The 26,076-nt window shown below is 61.6% G+C and carries 25 protein-coding genes; 3 read left to right on the top strand and 22 right to left on the bottom strand.

Features of this window, described 5'->3' with window-relative positions; translation table 11 throughout:
- Positions 1-39: 39 nt before the first annotated feature.
- The 9 genes from C1T17_RS04650 to C1T17_RS04610 form a co-directional block, all read right to left on the bottom strand.
- Positions 40-2,127 carry a TonB-dependent receptor gene (locus C1T17_RS04650; RefSeq protein ID WP_223262798.1) on the bottom strand — a complete coding sequence of 696 codons (2,088 nt, stop codon included), beginning with the start codon at positions 2,125-2,127 and terminating at the stop codon, positions 40-42.
- 545 nt (positions 2,128-2,672) lie between these two features.
- A complete protein-coding gene (locus C1T17_RS04645) occupies positions 2,673-3,008 on the bottom strand; it encodes a helix-turn-helix domain-containing protein (RefSeq protein ID WP_411269209.1) in 336 nt (111 codons plus the stop codon).
- Entirely contained in the window at positions 2,974-3,372 is a 399-nt protein-coding gene (locus C1T17_RS04640) for a type II toxin-antitoxin system RelE/ParE family toxin (RefSeq protein WP_104952439.1), read from the bottom strand. The genes C1T17_RS04645 and C1T17_RS04640 overlap by 35 nt, the downstream gene beginning before the upstream one ends.
- 128 nt (positions 3,373-3,500) lie before the next feature.
- The gene (locus C1T17_RS04635) at positions 3,501-4,526 is read right to left on the bottom strand and encodes a tyrosine-type recombinase/integrase (RefSeq protein ID WP_104952438.1); all 1,026 of its coding nucleotides are present in this window, start codon (positions 4,524-4,526) and stop codon (positions 3,501-3,503) included.
- A gap of 778 nt (positions 4,527-5,304) precedes the next feature.
- Positions 5,305-5,826 carry a hypothetical protein gene (locus C1T17_RS04630; protein WP_104952437.1) on the bottom strand — a complete coding sequence of 174 codons (522 nt, stop codon included), beginning with the start codon at positions 5,824-5,826 and terminating at the stop codon, positions 5,305-5,307.
- On the bottom strand, positions 5,823-6,002 hold the full coding sequence (locus C1T17_RS04625; protein ID WP_104952436.1) for a hypothetical protein: 180 nt from the start codon (positions 6,000-6,002) through the stop codon (positions 5,823-5,825). The genes C1T17_RS04630 and C1T17_RS04625 overlap by 4 nt, the downstream gene beginning before the upstream one ends.
- A gap of 116 nt (positions 6,003-6,118) precedes the next feature.
- Complete coding sequence (gene rpsI / locus C1T17_RS04620) at positions 6,119-6,655, bottom strand: 30S ribosomal protein S9 (RefSeq protein WP_104952435.1); 537 nt, start codon at positions 6,653-6,655, stop codon at positions 6,119-6,121.
- Positions 6,655-7,134, bottom strand: coding sequence for a 50S ribosomal protein L13 (gene rplM / locus C1T17_RS04615; RefSeq protein ID WP_104952434.1), 480 nt, complete (start codon positions 7,132-7,134; stop codon positions 6,655-6,657). The genes rpsI and rplM overlap by 1 nt, the downstream gene beginning before the upstream one ends.
- 136 nt (positions 7,135-7,270) lie before the next feature.
- Complete coding sequence (locus tag C1T17_RS04610) at positions 7,271-8,323, bottom strand: COX15/CtaA family protein (RefSeq protein ID WP_104952433.1); 1,053 nt, start codon at positions 8,321-8,323, stop codon at positions 7,271-7,273.
- A gap of 129 nt (positions 8,324-8,452) precedes the next feature.
- Between C1T17_RS04610 and C1T17_RS04605 the strand changes: the two genes are divergently transcribed.
- From C1T17_RS04605 to C1T17_RS04595, 3 genes are all read left to right on the top strand, one after another.
- A complete protein-coding gene (locus C1T17_RS04605; protein ID WP_104952432.1) occupies positions 8,453-8,830 on the top strand; it encodes a MerC domain-containing protein in 378 nt (125 codons plus the stop codon).
- Positions 8,831-8,902: 72 nt separating this feature from the next.
- The gene (locus C1T17_RS04600) at positions 8,903-9,730 is read left to right on the top strand and encodes a class I SAM-dependent methyltransferase (RefSeq protein WP_104952431.1); all 828 of its coding nucleotides are present in this window, start codon (positions 8,903-8,905) and stop codon (positions 9,728-9,730) included.
- 79 nt (positions 9,731-9,809) lie between these two features.
- The gene (locus C1T17_RS04595) at positions 9,810-10,742 is read left to right on the top strand and encodes a DMT family transporter (protein ID WP_411269208.1); all 933 of its coding nucleotides are present in this window, start codon (positions 9,810-9,812) and stop codon (positions 10,740-10,742) included.
- Between the two features lie 3 nt (positions 10,743-10,745).
- On the opposite strand, the gene C1T17_RS04590 is transcribed toward C1T17_RS04595, so the two are convergent.
- From C1T17_RS04590 to C1T17_RS04530, 13 genes are all read right to left on the bottom strand, one after another.
- Positions 10,746-12,545, bottom strand: coding sequence for a tetratricopeptide repeat protein (locus tag C1T17_RS04590; RefSeq protein ID WP_317617067.1), 1,800 nt, complete (start codon positions 12,543-12,545; stop codon positions 10,746-10,748).
- A gap of 110 nt (positions 12,546-12,655) precedes the next feature.
- On the bottom strand, positions 12,656-14,107 hold the full coding sequence (gene ftsZ / locus C1T17_RS04585; RefSeq protein WP_104952429.1) for a cell division protein FtsZ: 1,452 nt from the start codon (positions 14,105-14,107) through the stop codon (positions 12,656-12,658).
- A gap of 120 nt (positions 14,108-14,227) precedes the next feature.
- A complete protein-coding gene (gene ftsA, locus C1T17_RS04580; protein WP_104952428.1) occupies positions 14,228-15,490 on the bottom strand; it encodes a cell division protein FtsA in 1,263 nt (420 codons plus the stop codon).
- 4 nt (positions 15,491-15,494) lie between these two features.
- Positions 15,495-16,451 (bottom strand): cell division protein FtsQ/DivIB, encoded by a 957-nt coding sequence (locus tag C1T17_RS04575; RefSeq protein WP_104952427.1) that lies wholly within the window; start codon positions 16,449-16,451, stop codon positions 15,495-15,497.
- A gap of 1 nt (position 16,452) precedes the next feature.
- Complete coding sequence (locus C1T17_RS04570) at positions 16,453-17,433, bottom strand: D-alanine--D-alanine ligase (protein ID WP_262982728.1); 981 nt, start codon at positions 17,431-17,433, stop codon at positions 16,453-16,455.
- Complete coding sequence (murB, locus tag C1T17_RS04565) at positions 17,400-18,302, bottom strand: UDP-N-acetylmuramate dehydrogenase (RefSeq protein WP_104952425.1); 903 nt, start codon at positions 18,300-18,302, stop codon at positions 17,400-17,402. The genes C1T17_RS04570 and murB overlap by 34 nt, the downstream gene beginning before the upstream one ends.
- A complete protein-coding gene (locus C1T17_RS04560; RefSeq protein WP_104952424.1) occupies positions 18,299-18,511 on the bottom strand; it encodes a hypothetical protein in 213 nt (70 codons plus the stop codon). The genes murB and C1T17_RS04560 overlap by 4 nt, the downstream gene beginning before the upstream one ends.
- Positions 18,508-19,938: a UDP-N-acetylmuramate--L-alanine ligase gene (gene murC, locus C1T17_RS04555; protein ID WP_104952423.1), complete on the bottom strand. Its 1,431-nt coding sequence runs from the start codon at positions 19,936-19,938 to the stop codon at positions 18,508-18,510. The genes C1T17_RS04560 and murC overlap by 4 nt, the downstream gene beginning before the upstream one ends.
- Positions 19,935-21,104, bottom strand: coding sequence for an undecaprenyldiphospho-muramoylpentapeptide beta-N-acetylglucosaminyltransferase (murG, locus tag C1T17_RS04550; RefSeq protein WP_104952422.1), 1,170 nt, complete (start codon positions 21,102-21,104; stop codon positions 19,935-19,937). Before murG ends, murC begins: the two co-directional genes overlap by 4 nt.
- Positions 21,101-22,318 (bottom strand): FtsW/RodA/SpoVE family cell cycle protein, encoded by a 1,218-nt coding sequence (locus C1T17_RS04545; RefSeq protein ID WP_104952421.1) that lies wholly within the window; start codon positions 22,316-22,318, stop codon positions 21,101-21,103. The genes murG and C1T17_RS04545 overlap by 4 nt, the downstream gene beginning before the upstream one ends.
- Positions 22,311-23,627 carry a UDP-N-acetylmuramoyl-L-alanine--D-glutamate ligase gene (gene murD, locus C1T17_RS04540; RefSeq protein WP_104952420.1) on the bottom strand — a complete coding sequence of 439 codons (1,317 nt, stop codon included), beginning with the start codon at positions 23,625-23,627 and terminating at the stop codon, positions 22,311-22,313. The genes C1T17_RS04545 and murD overlap by 8 nt, the downstream gene beginning before the upstream one ends.
- Complete coding sequence (gene mraY / locus C1T17_RS04535) at positions 23,624-24,694, bottom strand: phospho-N-acetylmuramoyl-pentapeptide-transferase (protein WP_104952419.1); 1,071 nt, start codon at positions 24,692-24,694, stop codon at positions 23,624-23,626. Before mraY ends, murD begins: the two co-directional genes overlap by 4 nt.
- The gene (locus C1T17_RS04530) at positions 24,694-26,073 is read right to left on the bottom strand and encodes a UDP-N-acetylmuramoyl-tripeptide--D-alanyl-D-alanine ligase (RefSeq protein WP_104952418.1); all 1,380 of its coding nucleotides are present in this window, start codon (positions 26,071-26,073) and stop codon (positions 24,694-24,696) included. Before C1T17_RS04530 ends, mraY begins: the two co-directional genes overlap by 1 nt.
- Positions 26,074-26,076: the final 3 nt, after the last annotated feature.

The following is a 26,076-nucleotide window of genomic DNA, read 5'->3' as shown; positions in this document are numbered from 1 at the left end:
AAGGGGCCAGCCGCCGATGACCGGCCGGCTGGCAAGTCATCAGAAACTGTAGCGCAGTTCCACACCATAAGTTCGGGGCTGGCCGCGAAAGCCGAGATCGACGTCTTCACCCGTGTAGGCCTGGGGCTGATACTCGGTGTAGTATTTAGCGTTCGTCAGGTTCTTGCCGAAGGCGTATATGCCAAACCCTCCCGTCTCAACGCCGAGGCGCCCATTGATAATTGTCCAGCTATTCTGGACAGAGTTGTTGTCGATCGTCCAATACTTCTTGTTATTGTACTGATAGTCAACGCGCGCTATTCCCGTCACATTGCTCCCGATTGTGCCGCGGTACTGAAGGCTGCCCGTTGATGAGAAGGGAATGTTACGGGGCGTTTTGTTACCCGCGTACTGCGGGAACTGACCAAAGTTTTTGATGTCGGCGTGGGTATAGCCAATCCCCACATTGGCGGTGAGACCAGGCAGTGGCACCGCCTGCAACTCAAGTTCGACGCCAGTGATGTTCACCCGGTCTATGTTGGCAATTACCTGAGACCCGGACGTCGCGTCGACGAAGAAATATTGGAAGTTCTTCACCCGTTCGCGGAATACAGCGCCGTTCAACCGTAGCGCCCCGTCAGCGAAGCTGGTCTTGAAGCCAGCCTCGAAGTTGTCGAGCGACTCATCCTGGAAGATCGGAATGGCCGAGTTCGGCGTGTTGAATCCACCAGATCGGAACCCCTTTCCATAGGTCAGGTAGAGGAGTTTGCCCTCAGCTGGCTTGTAGGTGATCGTTGCCTTGGGCTGCGCCTTCTTGAAGCTCTTCCTGCGAACAAGTCCGGTCAGCAGGTTCGTCTGCTCGCGTTCATCCACGTCGTAACGGAAGCCGCCGGTCAGCATGAGCTGCTCCGTCAGATCGAGGTCGACCTGTCCAAAGCCGGCGTAACTGTTATTGTCATCGTGGGTGAACTGGTCAGAAATGACGAGTGCCGGGTTGAACTGCTGGTCACCGCTCCCGGTAAGGTCGACGAACACGCGAGTGCGATAACCGCGAGCCGTGTGGAGATAATAGGCACCAATCGAATAACGAAGACGGTTGCTGCCATTGGAAACAAGGCGAACTTCCTGGCTAAATATCTTCGACAGAAGCTGTTGTCCAACGCCGATCTGGATACCGAGGCCAAGAAAACCGCCAGGGCTCTGCACAGGATTCCGGAAATCGAGGTCAGAATAATTGTCCTCGTTGACGCGTGAGTAACCACTGATGCTGGTCAGCGTCGCAAAATCGAGGTCGTAATCAGCCTTCATGGTATAGTTTGTATTGTTGCCGAAGGAGACACCCTCCAGATTGTTCTGCGGGAGTCGGTAATCATTCGCGTCCGCACTGAACACCGCGCTGTAATAGTTGCTGCCCGCGCGGAAATCGCTGTACTCGATGCGCCCATCGAGCGTGAGACGCTCGGCCGGCTTGAAGATTAGCCTGCCGCGAATGGTGTAGTCGTGGTCGACAAAGTCAGCATTGTCGCCGGTGAAGGTGTTCCGGATAAGCCCGTCGGAATGCGCATATTCACCTCCGACGCGGAAGAGGAGAACGTCGTTGACCAAGGCTCCCGAGAGAACAGCGCCCACATTGATCGTTTCCCCGTTGCCATAACTTGCGTTCCAGGCGCCCGTGAGATTATTGGTCGGCGCCTTGGTAACGATGTTGATGGCGCCCGCCTCTGCGTTCCGACCGTAGAGAGAACCCTGCGGCCCCTTCAGGATCTCGATCTGCTGGATGTCGTAGAGGCTGGGGTTAACTTGCCGTTGATTAGTCTGCGGCACGCCGTCAACGATAACGGCAACGGGCGGGTCAGCATTCTCGATCTGCGTAATGCCTCGCAACGTGATGTAGCTGCTATGATAAACATTAGCGCGGTCGAGAGTCATGTTCGGAACGAGCGAGATCGCATCCTGCACGTTTCGAGCACCCGCATCCTGCAACGTTTGGCTTCCAAACGCATTCACCTGTATGGGCACGTCCTGCAGCCGTTCAGATCGGCGTTGCGCTGTGACGACGATATCACCCGACTCACTCGCTTCGGCAGAAGTGAGGACGTTGGACGAGGCCTCCTGCGCGTGGGCACTGGTTGCCAGCATGATCGCCATCGCCCCGGCCGTCGCCAGAACGTTGCATTTGATTTGCCTAATCATATCTCGCCCCCTCATTTTGGTCTGCTACTCCAGAACGAAACTAATGGAATGCCGATGCTCGGGTCGGCAACGGGGCCCATGGGGGATAAGCGGATCTTTATCGGGGGAGGCTGGCGCGGTTGATTTGACCCGAGCCATTATCGAGCCAATTCCTCGATGGTCGGCGCGTTACGAGTCTACCGGGCCCCACAGCTGGTTTCGTTCGCGGACCTGACCGAGCGCCGACTGGGTGTCGCGCGGAGCGGTGCTTTCGGCTGACGGCTTCGAGCAGAGTTTTCGACCAACATAGATTGTTGGGCGATGATGATGATCACGCCCTTCAGCTGCCTTATGGCTATAGTAAGCGGCTGTCGAGCAGTGCAACTTTGCCCTTGTCCGGGAAAACCCGCCCTTTCCCGACGATCTGTTGGCGCTACTGATGGTGCCGGTGATTTTTCCCTGCCTGTTTGCGGGAAAAATCAGCCTCATGGGTGCCCGATGGGAGTGTTCTTCTGTCGCGGTTAGGCGATTGCCTGCAACCCCTTCGCCTTCACGAGATTCAGCAGCTTGAGCGAAGGGCCGTCGGGACGCTTCTCACCGCGCTCCCACTTGCTGACTGCGTCTTTCCGAACGTTGAGGTAGTGAGCGAACACCGGCTGCGAGACCTTCTCGCGTTCCCGCAGTGCGCGAATTTCTTCGGGCGCCATCGGCTCGACCGGGGTGAGACATAGCGCATCGAACTCGCGCATCGTCGACTTGTCTACGAGCCCAATCCGATGGAGCCCCGCCGCGGCCTCATGCACCGACGCCAAAATCGGGCTTTCAGCCCGCTTGCTCTTCGCCTTCGCGATCATCATCCGAAACCTCGATCAATTCGCCCGCCGCGATAGCGGCTCCAATCTCATTTTCCGAAAGCCTCAGGTACACCGCCGCCAGTTGCTTCAGTGCCCTGAGTTCCTTCACACTTACATTGGCCTTCTCATTCTTAGCAAAGCCGTGGGCGAAGAAACTGTGCCCGCCGACCCTGAACAAGATGATTGTCCGAAACCCTCCTGACTTACCACCACCCCGTCTGGCCACGCGCTGCTTGAACACGCCGCCGCCCAGGTCCGCGTCATGATCCCCGGCCGCGACGTCAGCTGCCGCAGCGTGAAGACAGTCCGACGCGAGACCAGCCTTGCGCGCGAAACGGGCGAAGCCCTTCGTCATGAACACGGTCATGATCGTGCTCACTCGACGAAACGAGTCATAGTATAGTCCTTAGGGCTACGATTTCAATAATTGGCAGGTCGGCCTCTCTGCTGGGCCGGACCAAGGTCGCCATCGCACCTCTGACATACGTACCATGCCTATGCATCCAGCCGCGCAGCGAGATCGGCTGCTCTCGGCTTGTAGTAGATTTGAAGCATCGAAAGGGACTTGTGCCCTGTGATCGCCGCCAACTCGAGCACGTTGGACAGCTTCGGGGCCATTGTCGTGGCGGCTTCCCGCCGACTGTCATGAAAGTGGATGTGGGACAGGCCGGCTTCGCGTTTTGCGTCGCGAAACAGCTTGTCGAAGTGCCCCGCCCGCACGGGAACGACCGACGCCGTCGGCTCCCGCTTCTTCACGATCCGCAGCAGCGCCATCGCGGCCTTGGACAATGGCACGTCGCGTTCGTCGCCATTCTTCGTCATGTCGAGGTGCGCATGGCGGGCGTCGAAGTCGATGTCCGACCACCGCAGCGAAAGGATTTCGCCCTTCCGCATCGCGGTTTCGAGCGCGAGGTAGAAGGAGAACGCCACCCATTGCCCCGACGTCGTCGGCTCCGATACTCCATTCCAACCGAGCTTTGCGATGATGGCCTTGCGGTCCGGCTCCGTGACGCGCTGCGTGCGTGGCCGTGGCTTGCGCGGTTTCGTGATCAGGGCGCATGGATTGAAGGTCAGGCCCACGCGCCACTCCTTCATCGCGTGGCTGAACATGCTCGAGATCAGGCAGAGCTCGCGGTTCACGGTCGAGGCAGACACCTTGCACAGCCGCTTGTCACGCCACTCCGCCATGTCAGGACCCGTGATGGCCGTTATCGGCCGGTCGAACAAACGGCTCCGGCGGATAAGCATCTTGATGCGAATCTCTTCCCACCGCCCGCCTCTTTTTCCAGGCGACACTTCCTTGGCGTAACGTGTGAACACGTCCTTGGCCGCTTTCCCGACGACGGGTGCGATCGGTTCCTGGACGATGGTCTCGGCGTTTTTGCCCGCGAGGACCTTGGCTTCGGTCGCGATCGCCCAGGCTTCGGCCTCGGCCCGTGTGTCGAAGGTCGCCGAAAGCGCCCCGCCTTTGCGACGCACTTGGACGCGCCACGATTTCTTTCGCTTCTGGATGGTCGCCATTGTGCCGAATCCTGCTATTTTTGTGCCACACCGCCTGACGGGTGCGGTTCGCCTGACTCGGCATAGTCAGCATGGCACAAATGGCACAAGGGCAGGTCAAAACATGTCGCTCTGAGTAAGAATTTGTCAGAACAAATATATTGAAAACAAGGCATTAGGCGGAGATACTAGCCTCGGAAAGGCATCTCGACCGCACCAATATTGTTCATTAGCCTTTTGGGCACTGTTGCACAGTTTGGCACGTTGCCATTCGGAAAATACGAGTTTTGTGAATTGCGCGGCAGATGGGCTTTTAGATGCCCCCTTACCCTGGGAGGCGGGGACGCCATGCAGATCGGGCATCGAGATCGTCAGCTTCAGTGGCATTTGATCGGAAAGCTCACCAAGTTTCAGATCATCGCGGCATCAGCCTGCGGGCGGTCATAATTGAGCCGATCGGATCATGTGTGAATTCACGATAATGAGGATCGGTCAAAATCGATCGAGTGCGATCAACCGCGAAAGGTCGTCAACATGCGAGATCAGCGTATCATGGCCGACGGCCGCCAACGCAATATCCCGACCAGCTTCCGGTAGTCGAACCCCTGGCTGAAGATGCCTTTCGCCGATAGCCTCCAAAAGCCGACAGGATGGCGGCTTGTCCGTTTAACGCTTTGCACGGCCAGGATTGCGAACGCCGGCTTCTTCGTGAACGGCAGTTACGGGAACGCTGATCTCGCCGCTGCGTGACTGACTATGGCGCGAAGCTCTCGTGCCCCCCACGTCCACTCACGTCTACTCACCTCACCTTAACTCTCTCCAAAACCATCAACGCCAGTGCGCTATACGCCGCACAGGCCAGCGCCAGCGGATAGGGCGGACCGATCCACAGGCGGGCAGGTTCGAAGGCCATGCGGTTTTGTGCCGCGCGTAGTTGCACCAGTGCCGCGTGATGGCGCGCCGCCAGTCCGATCCCCGGCCCTGAGCGCCGCCATGCCTCCGCGGCGCAATAGACGCGTCGCTCGGAGCGTTGTCCTACCGCCTGCCCCACGATATCGACAAGAAAGATATCGAGTTCCCGCAGGCCGTTGCCCATCACCCGGCGCGGCATGGGGCGGTCGCCACGCACGGCGGCGGGATCACGCGCGAGGAACGCGGCGGCGCGTATCAATTGTGTGACCTGCGCTTCGAGGATCGCGCGCGCTCCGTCGTCCAGCGTCAAGGGAAGTCCGCGCTCATCCTCTGCAAAGCCTTTCGGCGCTGCGCCAGCAAACGCAAGCACATTACCGCCCGACCGAACGGCGCCCCCCGCGGCGCTCACCGCAGCTTTGCGATCTTGATCCCGTCCGCCTTGGCGCGGTCCTTGACGGACTCCTCGCTCCGCGTCAGCGCCTTGGCGATCGCCTTCATCGCCATGCCCTTCGTCGCCAGCGTGCGCAGCTTCGCCAGTTCCTCCGAAGTCCAGGGTTGCTTGTGGCGCTCGAACCTCTCGCCCATGATGCGTCTCCCGCCGATGCCCGGCGCATGATCTTCTCATCACCGGCACAAATGCTCAAATGAAAAAGGGCGATCCCATAAGGACCGCCCTTTTCGAGGTTGGTATATTCCCGAAATCAGCGCTTCGAGAACTGGAAGCTCTTGCGGGCCTTCGCCTTGCCGTACTTCTTACGCTCGACCGTGCGGCTGTCGCGGGTCAGGAAGCCTTCGGCCTTGACCGCACCGCGCAGGGCAGGCTCGTACTTGGTCAGCGCCTGGCTGATGCCGTGCTTGACCGCACCGGCCTGACCGGAAAGACCGCCGCCCTTGACGGTCGCGATGACGTCATAGGCGCCCGTGCGGTCGGTGACGGTGAACGGCTGGTTCAGCACCAGACGCAGCGTCGGACGCGCAAAGTAGATTTCCTGGTCGCGGCCATTGACGGTGACCTTGCCCGAACCGGGCTTGATCCACACGCGGGCAACGGCGTCCTTGCGGCGGCCGGTTGCATAGGCGCGGCCCAAGCCGTCGATTTCCTGCTCACGCAGCGGCATCGTCGGCGCGGCGGGCTGGACGGGAGCGGATGCTTCCGAAGGCACCGAAGCGGCAGCGGCGACAGGCGCAGCGGACGTCAGTTCGGCGAGGTCGGAGAGTGACTGGCGGTTATCGGACATTATGCACCCACCTTGTTCTTGCGATTGCGGGCACCGAGGTCGATGACTTCGGGGTTCTGTGCTTCGTGAGAATGCTCGGCACCGGCGAAGACGCGCAGGTTGCGCATCTGCTGGCGGCCAAGCGGACCGCGCGGGATCATGCGCTCGATCGCCTTTTCCAGCACGCGTTCAGGGAAGCGGCCATCCAGGATCTTCGCTGGCGTGGTTTCCTTGATGCCACCGGCATAGCCGGTATGCTTGTAATAAACCTTGTCGGTCATTTTCTTGCCGGTGAACTTCACCTTGCCGGCATTGATGATGATGACATTGTCACCACAATCGATGTGCGGGGTGTAGCTCGGCTTGTGCTTGCCGCGCAGGATATTGGCGATGATCGAAGCCGCACGGCCCACGACCAGACCGTCCGCGTCGATCAGCACCCATTTCTTATCGACCGTAGCCGGCGTCGCCGACTTGGTCGTCTTCATCAGCGCCTTCATGGGCCGAATCTCCTGTTGAATACGATCCCGATGGCGAAGCCGCCGCCCGGGGGATGCGCGCTAATGACGGCCAATGCCTCAGAAGTCAAGAGATTGCGGGGGTTTTCTGACGGGTATTATAATACCATCGCGATTTTTACCGTCTGCGCGCACCTATCGAATGGGCGGCCCAGGCGGTACTGGCGACCACCAGCGCGCCTACCGCCTGATGCAAAACCGCCAGTGGTAACGCTACTCCGCTGATGACCGTAGCGATACCAAGCAGTACCTGGCTCCCCACGCTGGCATTGAGCGCGATCGACGCGCCCCGCAATCCGGCGCGCTTGGCCCTGCGCGCCAGCACGATCAGCACGGCCGCCGTGACAAACGCCCACCAGCGGTGAATGAAGTGGATGAGGTAAGGATCGTTGGTGATCGTGCTCCCGAAGGAGCCAAGCCATTGCACACCTTCGGGGAAGAAACGGTCGTTCATCAAAGGCCATGTGTTTGCGACATAACCCGCGTTCAGCCCCGCCGTATAAGCGCCGAATAACAGTTGAACGAACAGCGCCAGACCGGCGACCAAGGCAAAGCCCCTGAGCCGCGCCGGGAGAGCGCGCGTGTCCGCTGCCTGTGCCAGCAGATCGAGCGCAGTCCACACCAGCCCCGCCAGTACGAACAGCGCCGTCAGCAGATGTACTGCGAGCCGGTAGTGGCTGACATCGGTCCTCACCGACAGACCTGACGCCACCATCCACCAGCCTATCGCGCCTTGCAGGCCGCCCAGCATCAGCAGCGCGAAAAGGCGCGGGCCATATCCTGCCGGGATCGCCCGCTTCCACGCGAACCACGCCAGCGGCAGCGCAAACGCCAGCCCGATCACGCGCCCCAGCAGCCGGTGCGTCCATTCCCAAAAGAAGATGAACTGGAAATCCGACAGGCTCATGCCCTTGTTAATTTCCTGATATTCCGGGATCTGCTTGTACTTGTTGAACGCGTCCATCCAGTCCGCATTGGACAACGGCGGGAGCGCGCCGCTGATCGGCTTCCACTCGGTGATCGACAAGCCGGACTCCGTAAGCCGAGTGATTCCCCCGACGACGACCATGGCAAAGACAAGAGCCGCGACAGCCAATAGCCATGCGGCGATAGCGCGCGGGCGGGGATAAGAACGGCGCGAAAACGCCGATTGGCTGAGCGACGTGGACATGACTGCGCTTTGCGCGCCTGCCCGGCCAGGTTCAAGGGCGATCGTTGCACGTTACAGGAATATAATTCTGCTGCTGCGCCGCCATGTGATGTTGTATCTTATCCATAATGCGCTTATGTGGCATTCACGATGTTGCTCAGTTTCCGTTCCGTACTGGCCACAGGCACGATCGATCGCGTCGCGGTGGCGCTATCGGGCCTTTGCGCTGCGCACTGCGTGGCGACGGCCGTGATTTTGGGACTATTGGCATCCGCTGGCGGCATTTTTTCCAACCCGCTGATTCATGAAACCGGGCTGGTGATGGCGATTATTCTTGGCGCTGTCGCACTGGGACATGGCGCGATAAAGCATGGCTTCATGATGCCCGCCGCCGTAGGCGCGCTGGGCTTGGGCGTTATGGCGGGGGCGATGACGATGGATCATGGGCTGGAAGAGAGCGTCTATACGATCGTGGGCGTCGCGATCCTCGCGCTGGGCCACGATCTCAATCATCGGGCGGGGCGCTAACGAAGCTTCCATTCCGCTTGCGTAGCATATCGCACACAGTCATGGTCGGGCACCTTTGAAGAGGAGCCTCCAATGCGAATCCCCACCGCCTTTGCCTGCGTCACAGCCCTCGGCCTTATCGCGCTGGCCCCTTTCGCCATCGCGCAGCAGGCGATGGACCATAGCAAGATGGGCCATCATACCACTGATCCGCATCGGGCGTTGACTACAGCAGTCGCCGCACCGACCCGCACCCCCGCCAACGTGCTCCGCGACAAATATCGCCATCCGGTCGAAACGCTATCCTTCTTCGGCGTCACACCCGAGCAGACCGTCGTCGAATTTTCGCCGGGAGCGGGGTGGTATACTGAAATCCTCGCTCCCTTGCTGAAGGACCATGGCACCTACTACGCTGCGCAGGAACCAGGCAAAGGCTTTGACAAGTTGAAGGCGAAGTTGACGGCAACTCCGGAAATCTATGGCAAGGCTAAGCTGATTCCCTGGCCCGACACCGGCATCCCGGCCAACAGCGTCGACACCGTCCTCACTTTCCGCAATGTGCATAACATGGTGATGGATGGAAACGAGGCCGCCAGCTTTCAGGCCTTCTTCGCCATGTTGAAGCCGGGCGGCACGCTCGGCATCGTCGACCATCGACTGCTCGAAGCGCGCGACACAGCCCTCGAGAAATCATCAGGCTATCTGAAGGTGTCGACCGTCCGCCGTCTCGCTGAAGCGGCAGGCTTCAAATATGTTGGCGCGTCGGAAGTAAACGCGAACTCCAAGGACACGGCGGACTGGGCGAAGGGCGTCTGGACCCTGCCGCCCTCGCTCACCAATGGGGAAACTGACAAGGCAAAGTATCTTGGGATCGGTGAGAGCGACCGTATGACATTGAAGTTCGTCAAACCCGCGAAATAGCGTTTCTACCGTCAACTTCACCGTCAGGATGCGCGCCGCACTGGATTGCGCGCCACATCAAAGCCGCTAAAGGGAGCCGGTGGAAACCGCCACCGCTCCTTCTATTGTCGCTTCGCCGGACCGTGAAGAACGGCCCTTTTTCGCGCTCGGGCTGCGCCTGCTTGCGATGCTGTGCCTTGCAACGATGTTCGCACTCGTGAAGCTCGCCGATACGCGCGGCGTCCACCTTGCAGAGTCACTGTTCTATCGGCAGGCCATTGCATTGCCGATCGTGTTCGGCTGGATTTGCATGATTCAGGGTCCGCGAGCCGTGTACACCAAGCGGATCGGCACGCACGCCAGCCGGGCAGTGCTAGGTTCGATCGGCATGGTGCTCAATTTCGGTTCCTATATATTACTGCCGCTGGCGGAGGCGACGACCATCGGCTTTTCGATGCCGATATTCGCGACTATTCTCTCGGCCCTGCTGTTGAAGGAAGCGACGGGGTTTCATCGCTGGTCGGCGGTCCTTCTCGGTTTCGTCGGCGTCCTCATCATGGTAAGGCCGGACGCTAATCACTTCCCGCTATTCGGCGTCGCCGTCGCTCTCGGCGCGGCCGTGCTGACCGCGTGCATCAGCCTCATCCTGCGGGAGCTTGGCCGTACCGAGGGCGCCTCTGTCACTGTCTTCTGGTTCACGCTCATATCTCTGCCGCCCCTTACGGTCGGATTGATCTTCAAGGCGCAGGCGCATGATAGCATGACGTGGCTCACACTGATCGGCATAGGCATCTCTGGCGGAATAGCGCAATTGTGCATGACCGGGGCTTTGCGTTGGGGGCCGGTGTCGCTGGTCCTGCCGATGGACTACAGCTCTATTTTGTGGGCGACGCTGTTTGGGTGGTTCATCTGGAATGAGTGGCCGTTGCCAACAACCTGGATCGGCGCAGCGTTCATCGTCGCAAGCGGGCTGTACATCGCCTGGCGAGAGCATGTCCGGCTCCGCCGCAATCGGCTGATGATCGTTCAGTAACGGCTACTTGCCACCGATCGGCATGACTTCCTCGCCCGCTTCGCTCTGCCAGGCGAACACATCTGCGCCACCCTTCTTCAACGTCGCTTCGAAATCCTTGGCTTTCGCGAAGGAGGGGAAAGGCCCGACGACCAGTCGGTTCGTCTTGCCCCATGGCGCTGTGAATGCGTCCTTGGGTCCAAGCGCATCATATTTCTTGCGCAACCCGCGCAATGTGAAGCCAAGCGCCGGGACGCTCTGCCCCGTTCCCACCTGGACCCAATTGCGCGATGGATTTTTCGCCAGCCTCGCTTTTTCCGCAGCAAGAGCCTTGGCTTTCGCATCGGCTTCGGCCTTCACCTTTGCGGCGGCATCGCGCTTGACCTTTTCGGCCGCTGCGCGCGCCGCTTCCCGCTTGCGCGCCTGCAACGCCATCACTTCAGTGAGGTCCACCGCAGCAACCTGCGGCCGTGTTTCGCTATCCGGCACGTCGAGTTCGCGGATGATGTCCGCCAGCGTACGAGTCGCGACGGGGTTGGGCGCTGGCGCTGTAGCGGCTTGGGCAAGCGGCTGCGCAGGCCGGTCTTGCGGCGCTAGTGGCTGAGATACAGGGTTGGCCGGCGTGGAACGCGCGGCCAGCGGATCGACCGGACCTTGCACTGCACGGGGCGTCGCCGATGCTGTCGCTGGTCCGGGCAATGCATTGGAAGGCGCAGGCGTCGGCGTGACGGTAGGCGTGCGAGGTGTCTCGGCGACACGTACCTGCGGCACAGGCGGGCGAGTGGGTGGACTGGACGAGGTAGGAACAATAGGCGACGGCTCAACTGCCGTCGGAGTCGGAACCGCTGTACGCGTTCTATCACCGCGCACCTGCGTCGGTACACTCGTCGGGGCGGCCTGGCTCCGCGTCCACGCAGTTGGCTCAGGCTGCGGCGAATTCCGGGCAGCGGGTATCGAGGGAGATGCCGGTTGCGGCACGCTACTCGATCCCGCTACGGGACCGGGCGTCACATACCGGCTAGGCGCGGCGTTGGACGCCATGCGAACCCCTGCGTTCGCCGGAAAATTGCCGAAGTGCACCGCTGCGGCACGCTCCGCAGGGGTTAGCGCCGCCATGCGGTTCATATAGGGCTGGATTGCGTCGGCGAGCGGTTTGGGCATCACCTTCACCGTAATCTCCTGCGCCTGCTGCACCCGGCCATTCATCGCGAAGATAAAAGCGCGATCCCGCCATGCTTCACGATCATTTTTGTAGAGCAGCGGCTGAATGACTTTTTCGGCCGCATCCACCTGACCCGATATGCCAAGCGACACGGCGTAGCGTTTAATGACTTCGGCATCGTTGGGCTTGGTGCGCAGCGCCGTCTGGTAATCGCGCTGCGCTCCCGCCTGATCCCCGGCCAGATCGCGCGCAAGGGCGCGGTCGCCGATATAGCTGTCGGACGGATAGCGCAGCCGTTCAGCCTGATCGAACAGCCGCAGCGCCTCCGTTGGGTTCTGAAGTTGCAGCATCGCCCGGCCAAGGCCCGCCTTCACGCGCCCGTTGCCACTTTGAATCTCGTCGGCACGAGCGAAGAACCCGGTAGCAGCGCGGGGATCATTGAGGTCCAGGGCGGCCTCCCCTGCTCCGATCAACGCGCCGATATCCCGAGGGTTATCGCCAAGACGCGTCAGATTGCTATTCAGGCTGGCCGCAGCATCAGGCTGACGCAGGTCAAGCTGCGAAAAGCCCGTGCCCGACTGCGCGACGGCATGGAGCGGCACTCCGCCGGCCATGACGAGCGCCGTACCAAGCATCAGACGAATTGAGGAACGCAGAGTCACGACACCCGTCCCTAGCCTGAAGATCGGTGAATAGAAAATGCCTGAAATTGCCGGATGCGACGGACGCCTGCTTCCATGGGTTCACCCGAGGAAGCAGGCGATGGCCAAACTTACTGGTTGTTCTGCCGGTTCAGGAAGCGCGGGATGTCTATGCCGCCCGGCTTGCTCTGCGCATCCGACTCCGCTGCCTTGTCAACGCCACGGGAAAGACCGGACATGCGCTCGAACAAGGTGCCGCCGCCTGTCGCAACGCGCGGCGCAGCGCGAGCCGGTTCGGCGGGCGCTTCCGGTGGTGCTGCCGCTTCGCCACTCAGCAGCAGCTCTTCCTCGTCCGTCAGATCCGAAATCACTGGAGGTGCTTTGGGCGCGACAAAGGGGGAAGCCAGCGGTGCAGGCGCGGGCGCAGGTTCAACCGCTTCGGCTGCAGTCCCAAGGTCGAGCGGCTCCATTTCTGCTTCCGGCTCAGGCGCACTTACCGGCGGCGCAACCGGAGCAGGTGCTGCCGCTACCGTAGGTGCAGGCACAATGGGCGTCGCCACTGCTGGCCGGTTTGCAAAGCTGAACGGCTGGGATGGAGCTGCGGCGACACCCGATGCTTCATGATCGATGCCAGTCGCGACCACGGACACGCGGATGCGGCCATTCAGGTTATCGTTGAAGGCCGAACCCCAGATGATGTTGGCGTCCGGATCGACCAGCTCGCGGATGTGATTCGCGGCTTCGTCGACCTCCATCAGGCGCATGTCTTCGCCACCGACGATCGAAACGATGACGCCCTTTGCGCCCTTCATGCTGACGCCGTCGAGCAGCGGGTTCGCAATGGCCTTCTCGGCGGCCTGCAGCGCACGGCCGTCGCCTTCGGCTTCGCCGGTGCCCATCATCGCCTTGCCCATCTCACCCATGACCGAACGCACGTCGGCAAAGTCAAGGTTGATGAGGCCAGGCATGACCATCAGGTCGGTGATGCCACGCACACCTTGCTGCAGCACTTCGTCCGCCATCTGGAACGCTTCCTTGAAGGTCGTGTTCGGGTTCGCGACGAGAAACAGGTTCTGGTTCGGAATGACGATCAGCGTGTCGACATGCTTCTGCAACTCGTCGATGCCCGCTTCGGCGGAACGCGCGCGACGTGCGCCTTCGAAGGTGAAGGGCTTCGTGACAACACCGACAGTCAGAATGCCACGATCCCGCGCTGCCTTGGCGATAACCGGCGCAGCGCCCGTGCCCGTGCCGCCGCCCATGCCCGCAGCGATGAAGCACATATGTGCACCGTTCAGCGCTTCCTCGACTGCCGCAATCGTTTCTTCCGCCGCTGCCCGGCCGATCTCGGGCCGCGATCCCGCGCCGAGGCCTTCGGTGATCCGGGGGCCAAGCTGGATGCGGCGCTCCGCTGGCGAGGCATTCAATGCCTGCGCATCGGTATTCGCAACGATGAAGTCCACGCCTTCGACCGACGCCGCGATCATGTTCGCAATGGCATTGCCGCCAGCACCACCTACGCCGATCACGGCGATACGCGGCTTCAGCTCATCCACCTGCGGCGGGCCGATTTCAATGCTCATATTCCTAAAGCTCCCTCGGTCTCGCCGGCACAGGGCGAAACGTAATATTTACTTCATGCACGAGTTGAAAAGGCAATTCATCACCTTTTTTATTCTTTGCGAAACTTGCGCCGTTCTCACTCAATAATTCGCCTTGAGGGCACCCATCATACGCTGCCACCAAGCGGAAGCGCCGATCTTATGCACGGTCTGCGGTGCGTCGGTCATGCTGCGCAAGTCGACCGGATTGGATGCGCCGTAAAGCGCCAATCCGGCAAGCGTGGCAAAAGCGGGACCACTGTGCGCTTCGGGAAGTGCGGCCAGCCCACGCGGGCGACCGATCCGCACCGCACGGCCAAGTGCACTCTGCGCATAATCGGCAATACCCTTCATTTCCGCACCGCCGCCGGTTAGCACTACCTGACGGCCCACCGGCGAATTAAAGCCCATACCTTTAAGCGCCGCATTCACTTCGGCCATCAACTGGTTGAGCCGCTCGCAGATCACACCGACTAAGGCCGCGCGGGTTATCTTGCCCCCTTCGCCTGCCGCTACATCACCGGAAATAGGCGCAATCTCGATCATCTCGCGGAAATCGCGGCGCGACTGCATGGCCGAGCCGTAGAAACACTTCATCCGTTCCGCCTGACTGCGCCGGATGCCAAATGCGGAGGCGATGTCGTCGGTAATGTCCGCCGCGCCGATGGGAATGGAGTGCAGCCCGACCAGCATCCCACCAACATAAAGCGAGACATTGGTGACGCCCGCGCCCAACTCTACAAGAGCCACGCCGAGATCGCGCTCTTCCTCAGACAGGCACGCAAGGCCCGTCGCGATCGGGGCAGCGACAACCGCGTTCACATCGAGATACGCGCCCCGCACGCACATCTCCATGTTCGCAAGCGGCGCGCCATCGGCCAGAACCACATGGATATCGACGCCTAATTTGTCGGCGTGCATCCCCAGCGGTCGCTTGACGCCTTCCGTGCCGTTCAGGGTGAAGCATGTCGGCTGCGCATGCAGCACGATGCGCCCGTCCGGATCGATGCTCTGCCGTCCGGTGGTGAGGAGATCGTCGATATCCGCCTGCTCGACGCGATAGCCGCCAAGGCCGCGCTCGACCGTCACGACATCGCTGACCAGACTGCCGCCGGAGAACGAGACCCACACATCCTCGATATTGAGGCCCGCGACACGCTCCGCCTGCTCGACAGTTTCGCGCACCGCCATTTCGGTGCGCTCCATATCGGCGATGTAACCACGGCGCACGCCCCGGCTCTCGCGCTGGCCCGTGCCCAAAATCGCAAGTTCGCCCGTGTCGGTCTTGCCGGCGATCAGCGCGGAGACCTTCCACGACCCGATATCGACGGCAGTAATCAGCTTCTCGACTTTAGGTGGTGCCATGTGCCTAGACGTCCCCATCGCCACCGGTCGCGGCGACCTTTGTTGCCTTCGCCTCTTCCGACTTTCCGTCGTCGCTCTTACCGGGACGATCCTTGGGGAGACGTAGCACGAATTTGTCGGGATCACGCATATCGAAACGGATGATCCCGCGCCCCAGAAGCCGATTGACGCCATCCATTCGGGCAAAGTTGACGAGGGCGGCGGCGGCCTCCGGCTCCCCCTCGGGTAGCGACAGCGTCTCGCCGGATTGGAAGCGGAGATCCCAGCGCCGGTCGCCGATCCACGTCGCACCCGCCAACACCGGCTTCAGGGCAGGCGCTGCGTCCATCAACTGGCTCAGCCGCGCCGTCTGCGTGTTGGCATTAGGGCCAACGACAAGCGGCAGATCAGGCATTTTGGAAGCCGAAACAGTTTGCAGCACTGCACCGGTAACGTCGATCAGCCGCAGTTGGCCATCATGCTGCCACACCGCAACCGGCTGCCGCTCCACGATATCCACGACCAGCGTATCGGGCAGACGGCGGGATACGCGCGCATCCTTCACCCAGCCCAGCGTCATCAGATCGCCGCGCAACTTGGGCAGATCGACGTTGACCATCGATCGATCCACTTGCCCCAGCGCGATATTGTAGACGGACAGTTCGTCCATCCGTTCGACGCCATGCACTTCGACCTTGGCAACTTCGAAACCAGCCTTGGCCGTCGCGTTTGCAAATTCCATCCGGGCCATGGCGGGCAGGCCCATGAAGATGGAGCCGCCGACCGCCACGCCGCCGACAACCAGCACGATGCCCCAGGACGCCATGCGTTGCAGCGTGGCGTCGCTGATCGGCAGCATCGCGACAACGCGATCTAGCCGTGACTGCTTCTTCAGCGCACGGCCACGACCATTGCCCTTCGCTCCCGATGTACGCGGCGACAAGCGGCTCGTCCCGCCTCGCCTGATCCTCGCGTCGCTCATATCATTTGCCCCCCGGCCGCGAATGCTTCGCGTTCAGCGCATCCTCGACAATTCGCTCCACAAGCTCGGCATAGTCAATACCCAGCTTCGCCGCCTGTTCAGGTACGAGGCTGAGCGGCGTCATGCCCGGCTGCGTGTTTACTTCCAGCAGAAACAGCCCATCGATGCCCTGCGTGTCGTCCCAGCGGAAATCCGACCGCGATGCGCCCTTGCAACCCAGCAACTGATGCGCCCGCAGCGCAATGGCCTTGCACTGCTCAGTGACATCATCCGGAATGTCGGCGGGGCAGATGTGATCGGTCATGCCGTCGGTATATTTTGCGTCGAAATCGTAGAAGCCGCTCTTGGGCCGCAATTCTGTCACCAGCAGCGCCTCATCGCCCAGCACGGCGGTCGTCAGTTCCCGCCCTCGAATATAGGGTTCGGCCAGCAATTCCTCGAAATGCTGCCACGGCCCCTCAACATCGCGCCCGATCGGATTGCTGAAATTGCTCTCGTTCGTCACGATCGCGACGCCGACCGACGATCCCTCATTGACGGGCTTCACCACATAGGGACGCGGGATCGGGTCGCGCTCGAACAGCGAGGCGCTTTCTACAACCTGCCCGCCGGGCATCGGGATACCATGCGGCACCAGCGCCTGCTTGGTGAGTTGCTTGTCGATGGCGATCACCGAGGTCGCAAGGCCACTATGCGTGTAGGTGAGGCCCATCAGGTCCATCATGCCCTGCACGGTGCCATCTTCACCCGGAACGCCATGCAATGCGTTGAACACGACATCAGGCTTTGTCTCATGCAGGCGGATCGCCACGTCGCGGTCCATGTCCACGCGCGTCACGCGATGCCCGCGCGATTCCAGCGCCTTGGCGATGCCTTCGCCCGACGACAGCGATACCGACCGCTCAGCGGACCATCCGCCCATCAGGACGGCAACATGCCACGGCCCCCTCACTTCGGCGTTCCGATCCGCTGAATTTCCCACTCAAGCTCCACGCCGCTGCTGGCCTTCACCCTGTCCCGCACATCCTCGCCCAGCGCCTCAATGTCGGCACTTGTCGCCGATCCAAGATTCAGCAGGAAATTGCAATGTTTTTCAGAGACTTGTGCGTCGCCGCGTTGTAATCCGCGACAACCCGCCTGATCGATCAGCGCCCAGGCTTTATGACCTTCGGGATTCTTGAAAGTTGAGCCGCCCGTCCGGCTGCGCAGCGGTTGGCTCGCTTCGCGCTCGGCGGCGATGCGATCCATTTCCACCCCGATCGCAGACCTGTCACCCGGCACACCTTCGAACAGCGCCTCCACCACGACTGCGCCCAAAGGCAATTCGCTATGGCGATAGGTGTAGCCAAGTCTCGCGGCGGGCCATGTCTCAACCATGCCGTCACGCAGAACCAACGTCACCTCGATCAATATGTCGCTGGTGTCACGTCCATAGGCCCCCGCATTCATGCGCACCGATCCGCCCACAGTGCCGGGAATACCGCGTAGAAATTCAAGGCCCGCAATGCCCGCGTCCCGCGCCGCGCTGGCCACCGAAATCCCCATCGCCGCGCCGCCCGCACGGACACGATTTCCCGTTTCGACCGTCACCTTCTGCATCGACTTCGGCAGGCGCACCACAACGCCCGGCACCCCGCCGTCGCGTACGATCAGGTTCGAGCCGACCCCCACCGGCAACACAGGTATCGAAGGATCGAGTGCAGCCAGAAAGCGCGACAGGTCGTCCACGTCGCGGGGGCGCACCAGATATTCCGCAGGCCCACCCGTGCGGAACCAGATGAAGTCGGCAAGGCTGCCGCCCTGTTCAATCACACCATCAAGAGGAGGAAGCGTAGCGAGCGTCGCCGTCATTTCCGTTTCGTTCCACTCCCGCCGGTCCAGAGCGAAACCCAACGCTCCCAAGCCGCAACATTGGCCTTGGTCGCCTCAGTCATTGCTTCCTGCATGGCGACGGAGGCATTCGCGCTCTTCAACGTCTTCTGCGCAGCCTCCATGCTCTTCTCATGCACTTCGATCACACGCTTCTGCATGTCGATGCAAAGATCCACGAATTCGATCATGATGCCGTCTCCGGAAGCGCCGCGGTAATGGAAGGCGCAAGTCCTGCCGCCCATTTGGTGATGTCGCCTGCGCCAAGGCAGATCACCATGTCATCGGCCTGCAAGTCCGTAGCCAGCGCCTTCGCCAGAGCATCCGGTCCATCGATCACCGACGCCGCGCGATGCCCGCGACGCTTAAGGCCAGCGACCAGCGCCGCACTGTCCGTCCCTTCGATGGGCTGCTCGCCCGCCGGATAGACGGGTGCGGCATAAACAATATCGGCGTCATTAAACGCCTGCTGAAACTCATCCATCAGGTCGCGCAAACGGGTAAAGCGATGCGGCTGCACCACGGCGATGACGCGCCCGCGCGCGCCTTCACGAGCGGCGGCCAGAACCGCGCGGATTTCCACCGGATGATGACCATAATCGTCGATCACCGTAGCGGTGCCGCCGGGTAGCGCGACTTCGCCTACCTTCGTAAACCGCCGCTTGACCCCACCGAACTTCGCAAACCCCGTTTGTATCGTCGCATCGTCAATGCCCATCTGCAAAGCGACGCCGATCGCCGCCATCGCGTTCAGCACATTGTGGCGACCAGGCATCGGCATTTCGATGCCCTCTATCCGCCGGGTCGAGCCATCCCGTTCCCGCACTTGCACATCGAAGCGATTGCCGCCGGGGAAAGACACCACATTCTCGCCCCGAATATCCGCCTGCGCGCTGAAACCGTATGTCACCACGCGCCGGTCCTGCACGCGCGGGAGGATTGCCTGCACTTCGGGATGGTCGAGGCAGACGATCGCCGCGCCGTAAAAGGGCACATTCTCGATGAAATCGACGAACGCGTCCTTCACCGCATCGAAGCTGCCATAATGGTCGAGATGCTCGGGATCAATGTTCGTCACAACCGCGATCGTGCCGTCTAGCCGCAGGAAGCTGCCGTCGCTTTCGTCCGCCTCGACCACCATCCAGTCGGACGCGCCAAGACGCGCGTTGGACCCGTAGCTGTTGATGATCCCGCCATTAATAACAGTGGGATCGACGCCGCCCGCATCCAGCAACGCTGCGACCATCGACGTCGTGGTAGTCTTGCCGTGCGTCCCAGCCACGGCAACGGTCGATTTGAGGCGCATCAACTCCGCCAGCATTTCAGCACGGCGCACAACCGGGATGCGGTTTTCCAGCGCCAGTTCTACTTCAGGATTGCCGCGCTTGATTGCGGTGGACGTCACTACGACCGCGGCGTCGCCCAGATTCTCTGCCTTATGCCCGATGGCGACGCTGATGCCCTTCTTGCGCAGCCCCTCGATCACATAGCCTTCGGCCACGTCGCTCCCCTGCACCTTGTAACCAAGATTGTGCATGACTTCGGCAATGCCCGACATGCCGATGCCGCCGATGCCGATGAAGTGGATCGTGCCGATATCCGTCGCGACGCCCTTCATGCCGGAACGCCCTGCAACGTCAGGCTGGAAGGCGCGGGCGGCGTGGTCCGCAGGGGATCGTTCATGATCGGGGCTTGTCCAATACTTTCAAGAAGGTCTGCCATATCACGCGCGGCATAGGGGCGACCGCAAGCACGTGCGCGCTTAGCAGCATTGGCCAGCGCGCCCGGTTCCATCGCCATCTTCTGCATCTGCTTGGCGAGTTCCACCGGCGTGAATTGCGATTGCGGGATGGACCGCGCGCCGCCGCTCTCGACCATCTCCCGCACATTCGCCGTCTGATGATCGTCCATTGCAGTCGGCAGCGGTATAAGGATCGCGGGACGGCCAGCTGTCGTCAGTTCCGCAATCGTCGATGCGCCCGCCCGCGCAATCACGAGATGCGCCCAGTTCAGCTTCTCGGCCATGTCGCCGATATAGGTCGACAGATCGGCCGGGATTTCCATTTCGGCATAGGTCTGCCGCACCTTCTCGATATCTTCGGCCCGGCATTGCTGCGTCACCTGCAAACGGCGGCGGAGGCCAACGGGCAGCAGCGCGAGGCCATTGGGCACGACGCTGGAAAGGATCGTCGCACCCTGACTGCCGCCAGTCACCAGCAAGCGGAAGACGCTCTCGTCCGTCAGCGCCGGGAACTCCTCGTCGCGGAGCGCCATGACTTCTTCGCGCACGGGATTGCCGATGAGATGCACCTTGCCCGCATGCTTGTCGGCCAGCCGTTCCACGATCGGATAAGCCGTCGCAATGGCATCCACCTTGCGCGCCAACAGCCGATTGACGCGGCCCAGTACCGCGTTCTGTTCGTGCAGCGCTGTAGGTATCCCCATCTTGAAAGCAGCAAGCACGGCAGGCATCGCAGGATATCCGCCGAAACCGACCACCGCCGTCGGCTGGAACGTCTCATACAGCCGCATCGCCATCGCGCGCCCGGCCAGGATCGCCTTCAACCCGCGCAGCCAGCCCAAGGGTCCACCCTGCATCCGCCCCGCTGGCAGGACATGCACCTGCATATCCTCGAAGATGCCGGGAATTTTCGCGCCGCGCTCGTCCGTCACCAGCGCAACGTGGTGGCCACGCGCCGTCAATTCCTTCGCCACCGCATAAGCGGGGATCATGTGCCCCCCGGTCCCGCCCGCAGCGAGAACGAAGTGACGGGATATGCTCATCGACCGCTCCATTTCACGACATAGGGGCTGCGGTCCATGAAGGGGTTGCGACGTGTGAACGCCAGCAACAGACCGACCCCGATGCAAAGCGCGATCATAGAGGAGCCGCCATAGCTGATAAAGGGGAGCGTCATGCCCTTTGATGGAAATATATGCGCGTTGACGCCCATATTGATGATCGCCTGCAATCCGAGTTCCGTCGTCAGGCCCGCCGCCGCCAGTATGATGAAGCTGTCCTCTTCGTCCAGCAGGCGTAGCAGCACCCGGACGATGATCGCCAGATAGACGATCGCAATGCCGATGCACGCCAGCAGCCCGAATTCCTCGCCGATGACGGAGAAGATATAGTCGGTATGCGCCTCGGGAAGGTGGAACTTCGCCTGCCCACCCCCCGGACCGACGCCGGTGAAGCCGCCGTTGGTGATGGTCTTGTGCGCCAGATCGGCCTGATCCGGCCCAGTGTCAGTAGCTACGCCCAATCCCAGGAAGTCATTGATGCGGTTGCGGCCGTTTTCGTAGAACATATAGGTCAGCACGAACAAACCCATCGCCGCGCCCACCAGCGCGCCGATGGCTTTCATCGACACGCCGGACAGCAGAAGCAGCGCACTCCACACTGCGCAGAATATTACGGTCTGCCCGAAGTCCGGCTGGCGCATCAGCAAAAGCGCCACGAACGCCGTCAGCATGCCGCTTATCGGAATCACCGGAAGGCTCGCATCCTTGCCACGCAGGGACAGCAGCCACGCCAGCGTGACAACGAAGGCGGGCTTTAGAAACTCCGAAGGCTGGAAGCGGATACCGGGCAAGTCGATCCAGCGTTTCGCGCCATTAATGGAGTTTCCCAGCACCGGCACGAGCAGCATCATGACCAGAAATACGGCCGTCAATACGACGGCAAGCCTGCGCGCCTGCGTTCGAGGCAGCATCGAAATGACCAGCATCACCGGCAGGCCTATGCCGACCCACATGAGCTGGCGATAGAAGTAGATCAGCGGATTGACGGCGACCTGGCTGGTCGAGCGATCGATTGCCGCGACGGGCGATGCCGCCGCGACAGCCACCAGCCCAATCGCGATCAGCACCGCGATCAACGACAGCAGCACGCGGTCGATTTCCCAGAACCAGATGGCAAGCGCCGTCCGCTCGCGCGGCACCGTCTTGCCGCGGAGACCGTTCACGAGCCTGCCGGGCTTGAAGCTGCCGCTAGCCATTGTCGGGTTCCTCCAATGCCTTCACCGCCGCGACAAACGCATCGCCCCGCGCCTCGAAATCGCGAAACTGATCGAACGACGCACAGGCTGGCGACAGCAGCACGACGTCTCCCGGTTGCGCCACGCGCGCGGTCCGACGCACGGCAGTCAGCAACATCTCGCTATCATCCACTTCCATGTGCGGGCGAAGAAGCTCGGCGAACATATGGCCGGACTCTCCCATCGTATAGGCATGGGCGACATTGCCATAATAGGGAACGCATTCGTCCAGATTGTCGGTCTTAGCAACGCCACCCAAAATCCAGTGTATGCGCGGCTTGCCCTCAACAGCTGGATAGGCTGCGAGTGCGGGCGCGGTGGAAGCGGCATTGGTGGCCTTGCTGTCGTTCACATATAGGACGCCGTTGACTTCGGTCACCCGTTGCATCCGGTGCGGCAGGCTGGAGAAGGTCGCCAGGGCGGATTCTATGACCGCGTCGGTGATACCCAATGCCCGGCCAACAGCCACGGCGACAGCAGCATTTTGCGCGTTATGCGGCCCTTGCAGTGATGGCCAGAGCGCCTGGGCTGCGGTATCGACGTCGAGTGCGGAAACGGAATGCAGCCGTGCCGAGACCTGCGTGGCGATGGCCCGGCTTGGCTCATCGTCAATCGCTACAACGGCGTCATGCCCCTCACTCTGCATTTCGAACAGCCGCGCTTTGGAGCCCACATAGCCATCGAACCCATCATAGCGATCCAGATGATCGGGCGTGATGTTCAGCAGAACGGCAACGTCACAATCGAGGCTGTAGGTCAGGTCGATCTGGTAACTCGACAGTTCAAGGACATAGATGCCGCCCTCCGGCAATGGCTCCTGCCCCAGAATCGGCAGTCCGATATTGCCGCCCATGCGCGTCGCTATGCCCGCGCTTTCAATGATGTGATGTATCAGCGCCGTAGTCGTCGATTTGCCGTTGGTGCCGGTGATGCCGACCACGCGATGCGGCGGCAAGCTCGGGCGGGCGAGCGCAAAGAGTTCGATGTCGCCGATGATCGGCACACCTGCCTCCCGCGCTTTCTCCGCAATGGGGTGGCGGTTGAGGGGAACGCCGGGCGAAACGACGATGCCGTCGAACCCGGCCAAGTCGATGGTCAACGGATCGGCGATCTCCGCCTTGTCGGCGACAAGCGCCTGCGCTTCCTCGCGCGTATCCCAAGCCACCACGTGGGCACCGCTGGCGACCAACGTCGCGACGGTCGCGAGGCCGCTTCGCGCCAGCCCGAGCACGGCATAGGTCTTCCCTGCAAAGGCCGGGCTGACGATCATCGCAGCTTCAAAGTCGCAAGGCCCGCCAGCGCCAGGACGAAAGCGATAATCCAGAACCGTATCACGACCGTCGCTTCAGCCCAGCCGAGTTGCTCGAAATGATGGTGGATCGGCGCCATCTTGAACACGCGCCTGCCGGTTCGCTTATAGAAAAACACTTGGATTATCACCGACATCGCCTCGACCACGAATAATCCGCCGATGATGGCCAGCACGATCTCATGGTGCGCACTGACGGCGATCACGCCGATCGTGCCGCCCAGCGCCAGGCTCCCCGTGTCGCCCATGAATACAGCAGCGGGGGGCGCGTTGAACCAAAGGAAGGCGAGGCCCGCACCCACGATCGCGCCGCAGAGAATGGTGAGGTCGCCCGCACCCGGCACATGGGGGATGCCGAGATACTCCGCAAAGTCCGCGCGCCCGACCAGATAGACGATCAGCATGAACGCAAGGCTCGCGATGATGACCGGCATGGTAGCAAGCCCGTCCAGCCCATCCGTAAGGTTCACCGCATTGCCGAAGGACACGATAACGAACGCCGCGAAGACATAGTAAAACGGCCCGAGATTAAGCGCCGGGCCGTTCCAGAACGGGACATACAGCGCCGTGCCGTTGTGCCCGACGATCAGCCACGCCGCAAAACCAGCAATCGCGAATTCGCACAGCAGCCGAAATTTGCCGGAGAGTCCCTTGTGGCTGGCCTTCGTAACCTTGTCGTAATCGTCCATAAAACCGATGGCGCCAAAGCCCAGCGTCACGAAGATACATGCCCACACGTACACCGACGACAGGTTCATCCACAGCAACACCGATGCGATCATCGACGTGAGGATCATCAACCCCCCCATTGTCGGCGTACCCCGTTTGGTGAGGTGGCTCTGCGGCCCGTCCTCGCGGATCGGTTGCCCCTTCCCTTGCCGCACGCGCAGCCATCCGATGAAGCGCGGCCCGATGATAAGGCCGATCACCAGCGCCGTCGCGATCGCCGCGCCCGTCCGGAAGCTCAGATAGCGGACGAGGTTGAACACCCCCTGGAAATCCAGCGTCTGCGCCAGCCAGTACAACATTATGCCTTGCCCCCGTCCGCCAGCGCCGCGACTACGCACGACAGGCCGACACTATTCGAACCTTTCACCAAGATCGCGTCGCCGGGCTGAACCTTCGAAAGGATCAGCGCCTTCGCGCTATCGGCGTCGGGCACATGCGCGAAAGCGACCTGACCTTCAAGGCGCTCCGCCAGCGGCGTCATGTCTTCGCCGACAAGGATCGCATAATCCACACCGCTGGCCGCAATCGGCTCCGCCAGCGCTGCGTGCAGTTCCGCACTGCGATGCCCCAGCTCCTTCATCGCGCCGAGCACGACCACTCGCCGCGCCGCCTTCTCCTTGCCCAATTGGCGCAGCGTCGCGCCCATCGACAGGGGATTGGCGTTATAGCTTTCGTCGATCAACAAGGCATCGCGGCCCTGAACGTACAGCGTCGTGCGCGCACCGCGTCCGGCAAGACCCGGCAGTTCAGCCAGCGCCAACCCCGCAGCCGCCAGATCGCCGCCCACCGCCTCGACGGCGCCCAGCACGGCGAGCGCATTCGTGACCCAATGTTCTCCCGGCGCGCCTACGGTGAAGCAGATGTCCGCGGTCGGCAGCTTGGCCGTGACCAGGGTGCCGCCCTGCGCCGCCGGAACCGCCTCCACAGCCCTGATGTCCGCATCCCGACCCATGCCGAAGCTCAGGACATTGGCGGCGAAGCGCTCCGCGTGTCGCCGCAGCCGATCATATTGCGGACTATCGAAGGGAATAATCGCCGTGCCGCCCGGCTCCAGCCCTTCGAAAATCTCCGCCTTGGCGTCGGCAATGGCATCTTCCGATGCGAAAAACTCAATATGCGCGGGCGCAATAGCCGTGACGATAGCCACATGCGGCCGGACCAGTTGCGTCAGCGCGGATAGCTCGCCGCTATGGTTCATCCCCATCTCGAAGATACCGAATGCACTTGCGGCAGGCATCCGCGACAGGCTGAGCGGTACACCGACATGGTTGTTGTAGCTCTTGACCGAACGGTGCGCGTGGCCCGGCACGGCGCGATCAAGCGCCTGAAACAGCGCTTCCTTCGTGCCCGTCTTGCCGACCGACCCGGTCACTCCGACGATCTTGGCCTCCGTGCGTGCACGCGCCGCGCGGCCGAGCGCTTGCAACGCAAAAAAGCTGTCCGCCGCCAGCACATGCGGCGCTTCTACGGGTTCGCTCACCAGAACGCCCGCAGCGCCAGCAGCCAACGCCGTATCGATATATTTGTGGCCGTCGGTCGCTTCGCCCTTCAACGCCACGAACAGGTCGCCCGGCCCGACTTCCCGGCTGTCGAAGGCTACGCCCGAAACGGCAAAAGCGGCGGACGCCGTTCCGTCCACCGCCGCCGCGATTTCATCTGATGTCCAGAGCGGGGTCAAGGC

The organism is Sphingobium sp. SCG-1 (genome assembly GCF_002953135.1).
Taxonomy (GTDB): domain Bacteria; phylum Pseudomonadota; class Alphaproteobacteria; order Sphingomonadales; family Sphingomonadaceae; genus Sphingobium.
The sequence above is the reverse complement of the archived record's forward strand: the minus strand, read 5'-3'. Positions and strand labels throughout refer to the sequence as shown.

Bases quoted from the DNA above. Each gene is read 5' to 3' on its own strand.
- C1T17_RS04650 (WP_223262798.1), bottom strand. From the start codon at position 2,127: ATGGCGATCATGCTGGCAACCAGTGCCCACGCGCAGGAGGCCTCGTCC.
- C1T17_RS04645 (WP_411269209.1), bottom strand. From the start codon at position 3,008: ATGATGATCGCGAAGGCGAAGAGCAAGCGGGCTGAAAGCCCGATTTTG.
- C1T17_RS04640 (WP_104952439.1), bottom strand. From the start codon at position 3,372: ATGACCGTGTTCATGACGAAGGGCTTCGCCCGTTTCGCGCGCAAGGCT.
- C1T17_RS04635 (WP_104952438.1), bottom strand. From the start codon at position 4,526: ATGGCGACCATCCAGAAGCGAAAGAAATCGTGGCGCGTCCAAGTGCGT.
- C1T17_RS04625 (WP_104952436.1), bottom strand. From the start codon at position 6,002: ATGGGCGAGAGGTTCGAGCGCCACAAGCAACCCTGGACTTCGGAGGAA.
- rpsI (WP_104952435.1), bottom strand. From the start codon at position 6,655: ATGTCCGATAACCGCCAGTCACTCTCCGACCTCGCCGAACTGACGTCC.
- rplM (WP_104952434.1), bottom strand. From the start codon at position 7,134: ATGAAGGCGCTGATGAAGACGACCAAGTCGGCGACGCCGGCTACGGTC.
- C1T17_RS04610 (WP_104952433.1), bottom strand. From the start codon at position 8,323: ATGTCCACGTCGCTCAGCCAATCGGCGTTTTCGCGCCGTTCTTATCCC.
- C1T17_RS04605 (WP_104952432.1), top strand. From the start codon at position 8,453: ATGTTGCTCAGTTTCCGTTCCGTACTGGCCACAGGCACGATCGATCGC.
- C1T17_RS04600 (WP_104952431.1), top strand. From the start codon at position 8,903: ATGCGAATCCCCACCGCCTTTGCCTGCGTCACAGCCCTCGGCCTTATC.
- ftsZ (WP_104952429.1), bottom strand. From the start codon at position 14,107: ATGAGCATTGAAATCGGCCCGCCGCAGGTGGATGAGCTGAAGCCGCGT.
- ftsA (WP_104952428.1), bottom strand. From the start codon at position 15,490: ATGGCACCACCTAAAGTCGAGAAGCTGATTACTGCCGTCGATATCGGG.
- C1T17_RS04575 (WP_104952427.1), bottom strand. From the start codon at position 16,451: ATGAGCGACGCGAGGATCAGGCGAGGCGGGACGAGCCGCTTGTCGCCG.
- murB (WP_104952425.1), bottom strand. From the start codon at position 18,302: ATGACGGCGACGCTCGCTACGCTTCCTCCTCTTGATGGTGTGATTGAA.
- C1T17_RS04560 (WP_104952424.1), bottom strand. From the start codon at position 18,511: ATGATCGAATTCGTGGATCTTTGCATCGACATGCAGAAGCGTGTGATC.
- murC (WP_104952423.1), bottom strand. From the start codon at position 19,938: ATGAAGGGCGTCGCGACGGATATCGGCACGATCCACTTCATCGGCATC.
- murG (WP_104952422.1), bottom strand. From the start codon at position 21,104: ATGAGCATATCCCGTCACTTCGTTCTCGCTGCGGGCGGGACCGGGGGG.
- C1T17_RS04545 (WP_104952421.1), bottom strand. From the start codon at position 22,318: ATGGCTAGCGGCAGCTTCAAGCCCGGCAGGCTCGTGAACGGTCTCCGC.
- murD (WP_104952420.1), bottom strand. From the start codon at position 23,627: ATGATCGTCAGCCCGGCCTTTGCAGGGAAGACCTATGCCGTGCTCGGG.
- mraY (WP_104952419.1), bottom strand. From the start codon at position 24,694: ATGTTGTACTGGCTGGCGCAGACGCTGGATTTCCAGGGGGTGTTCAAC.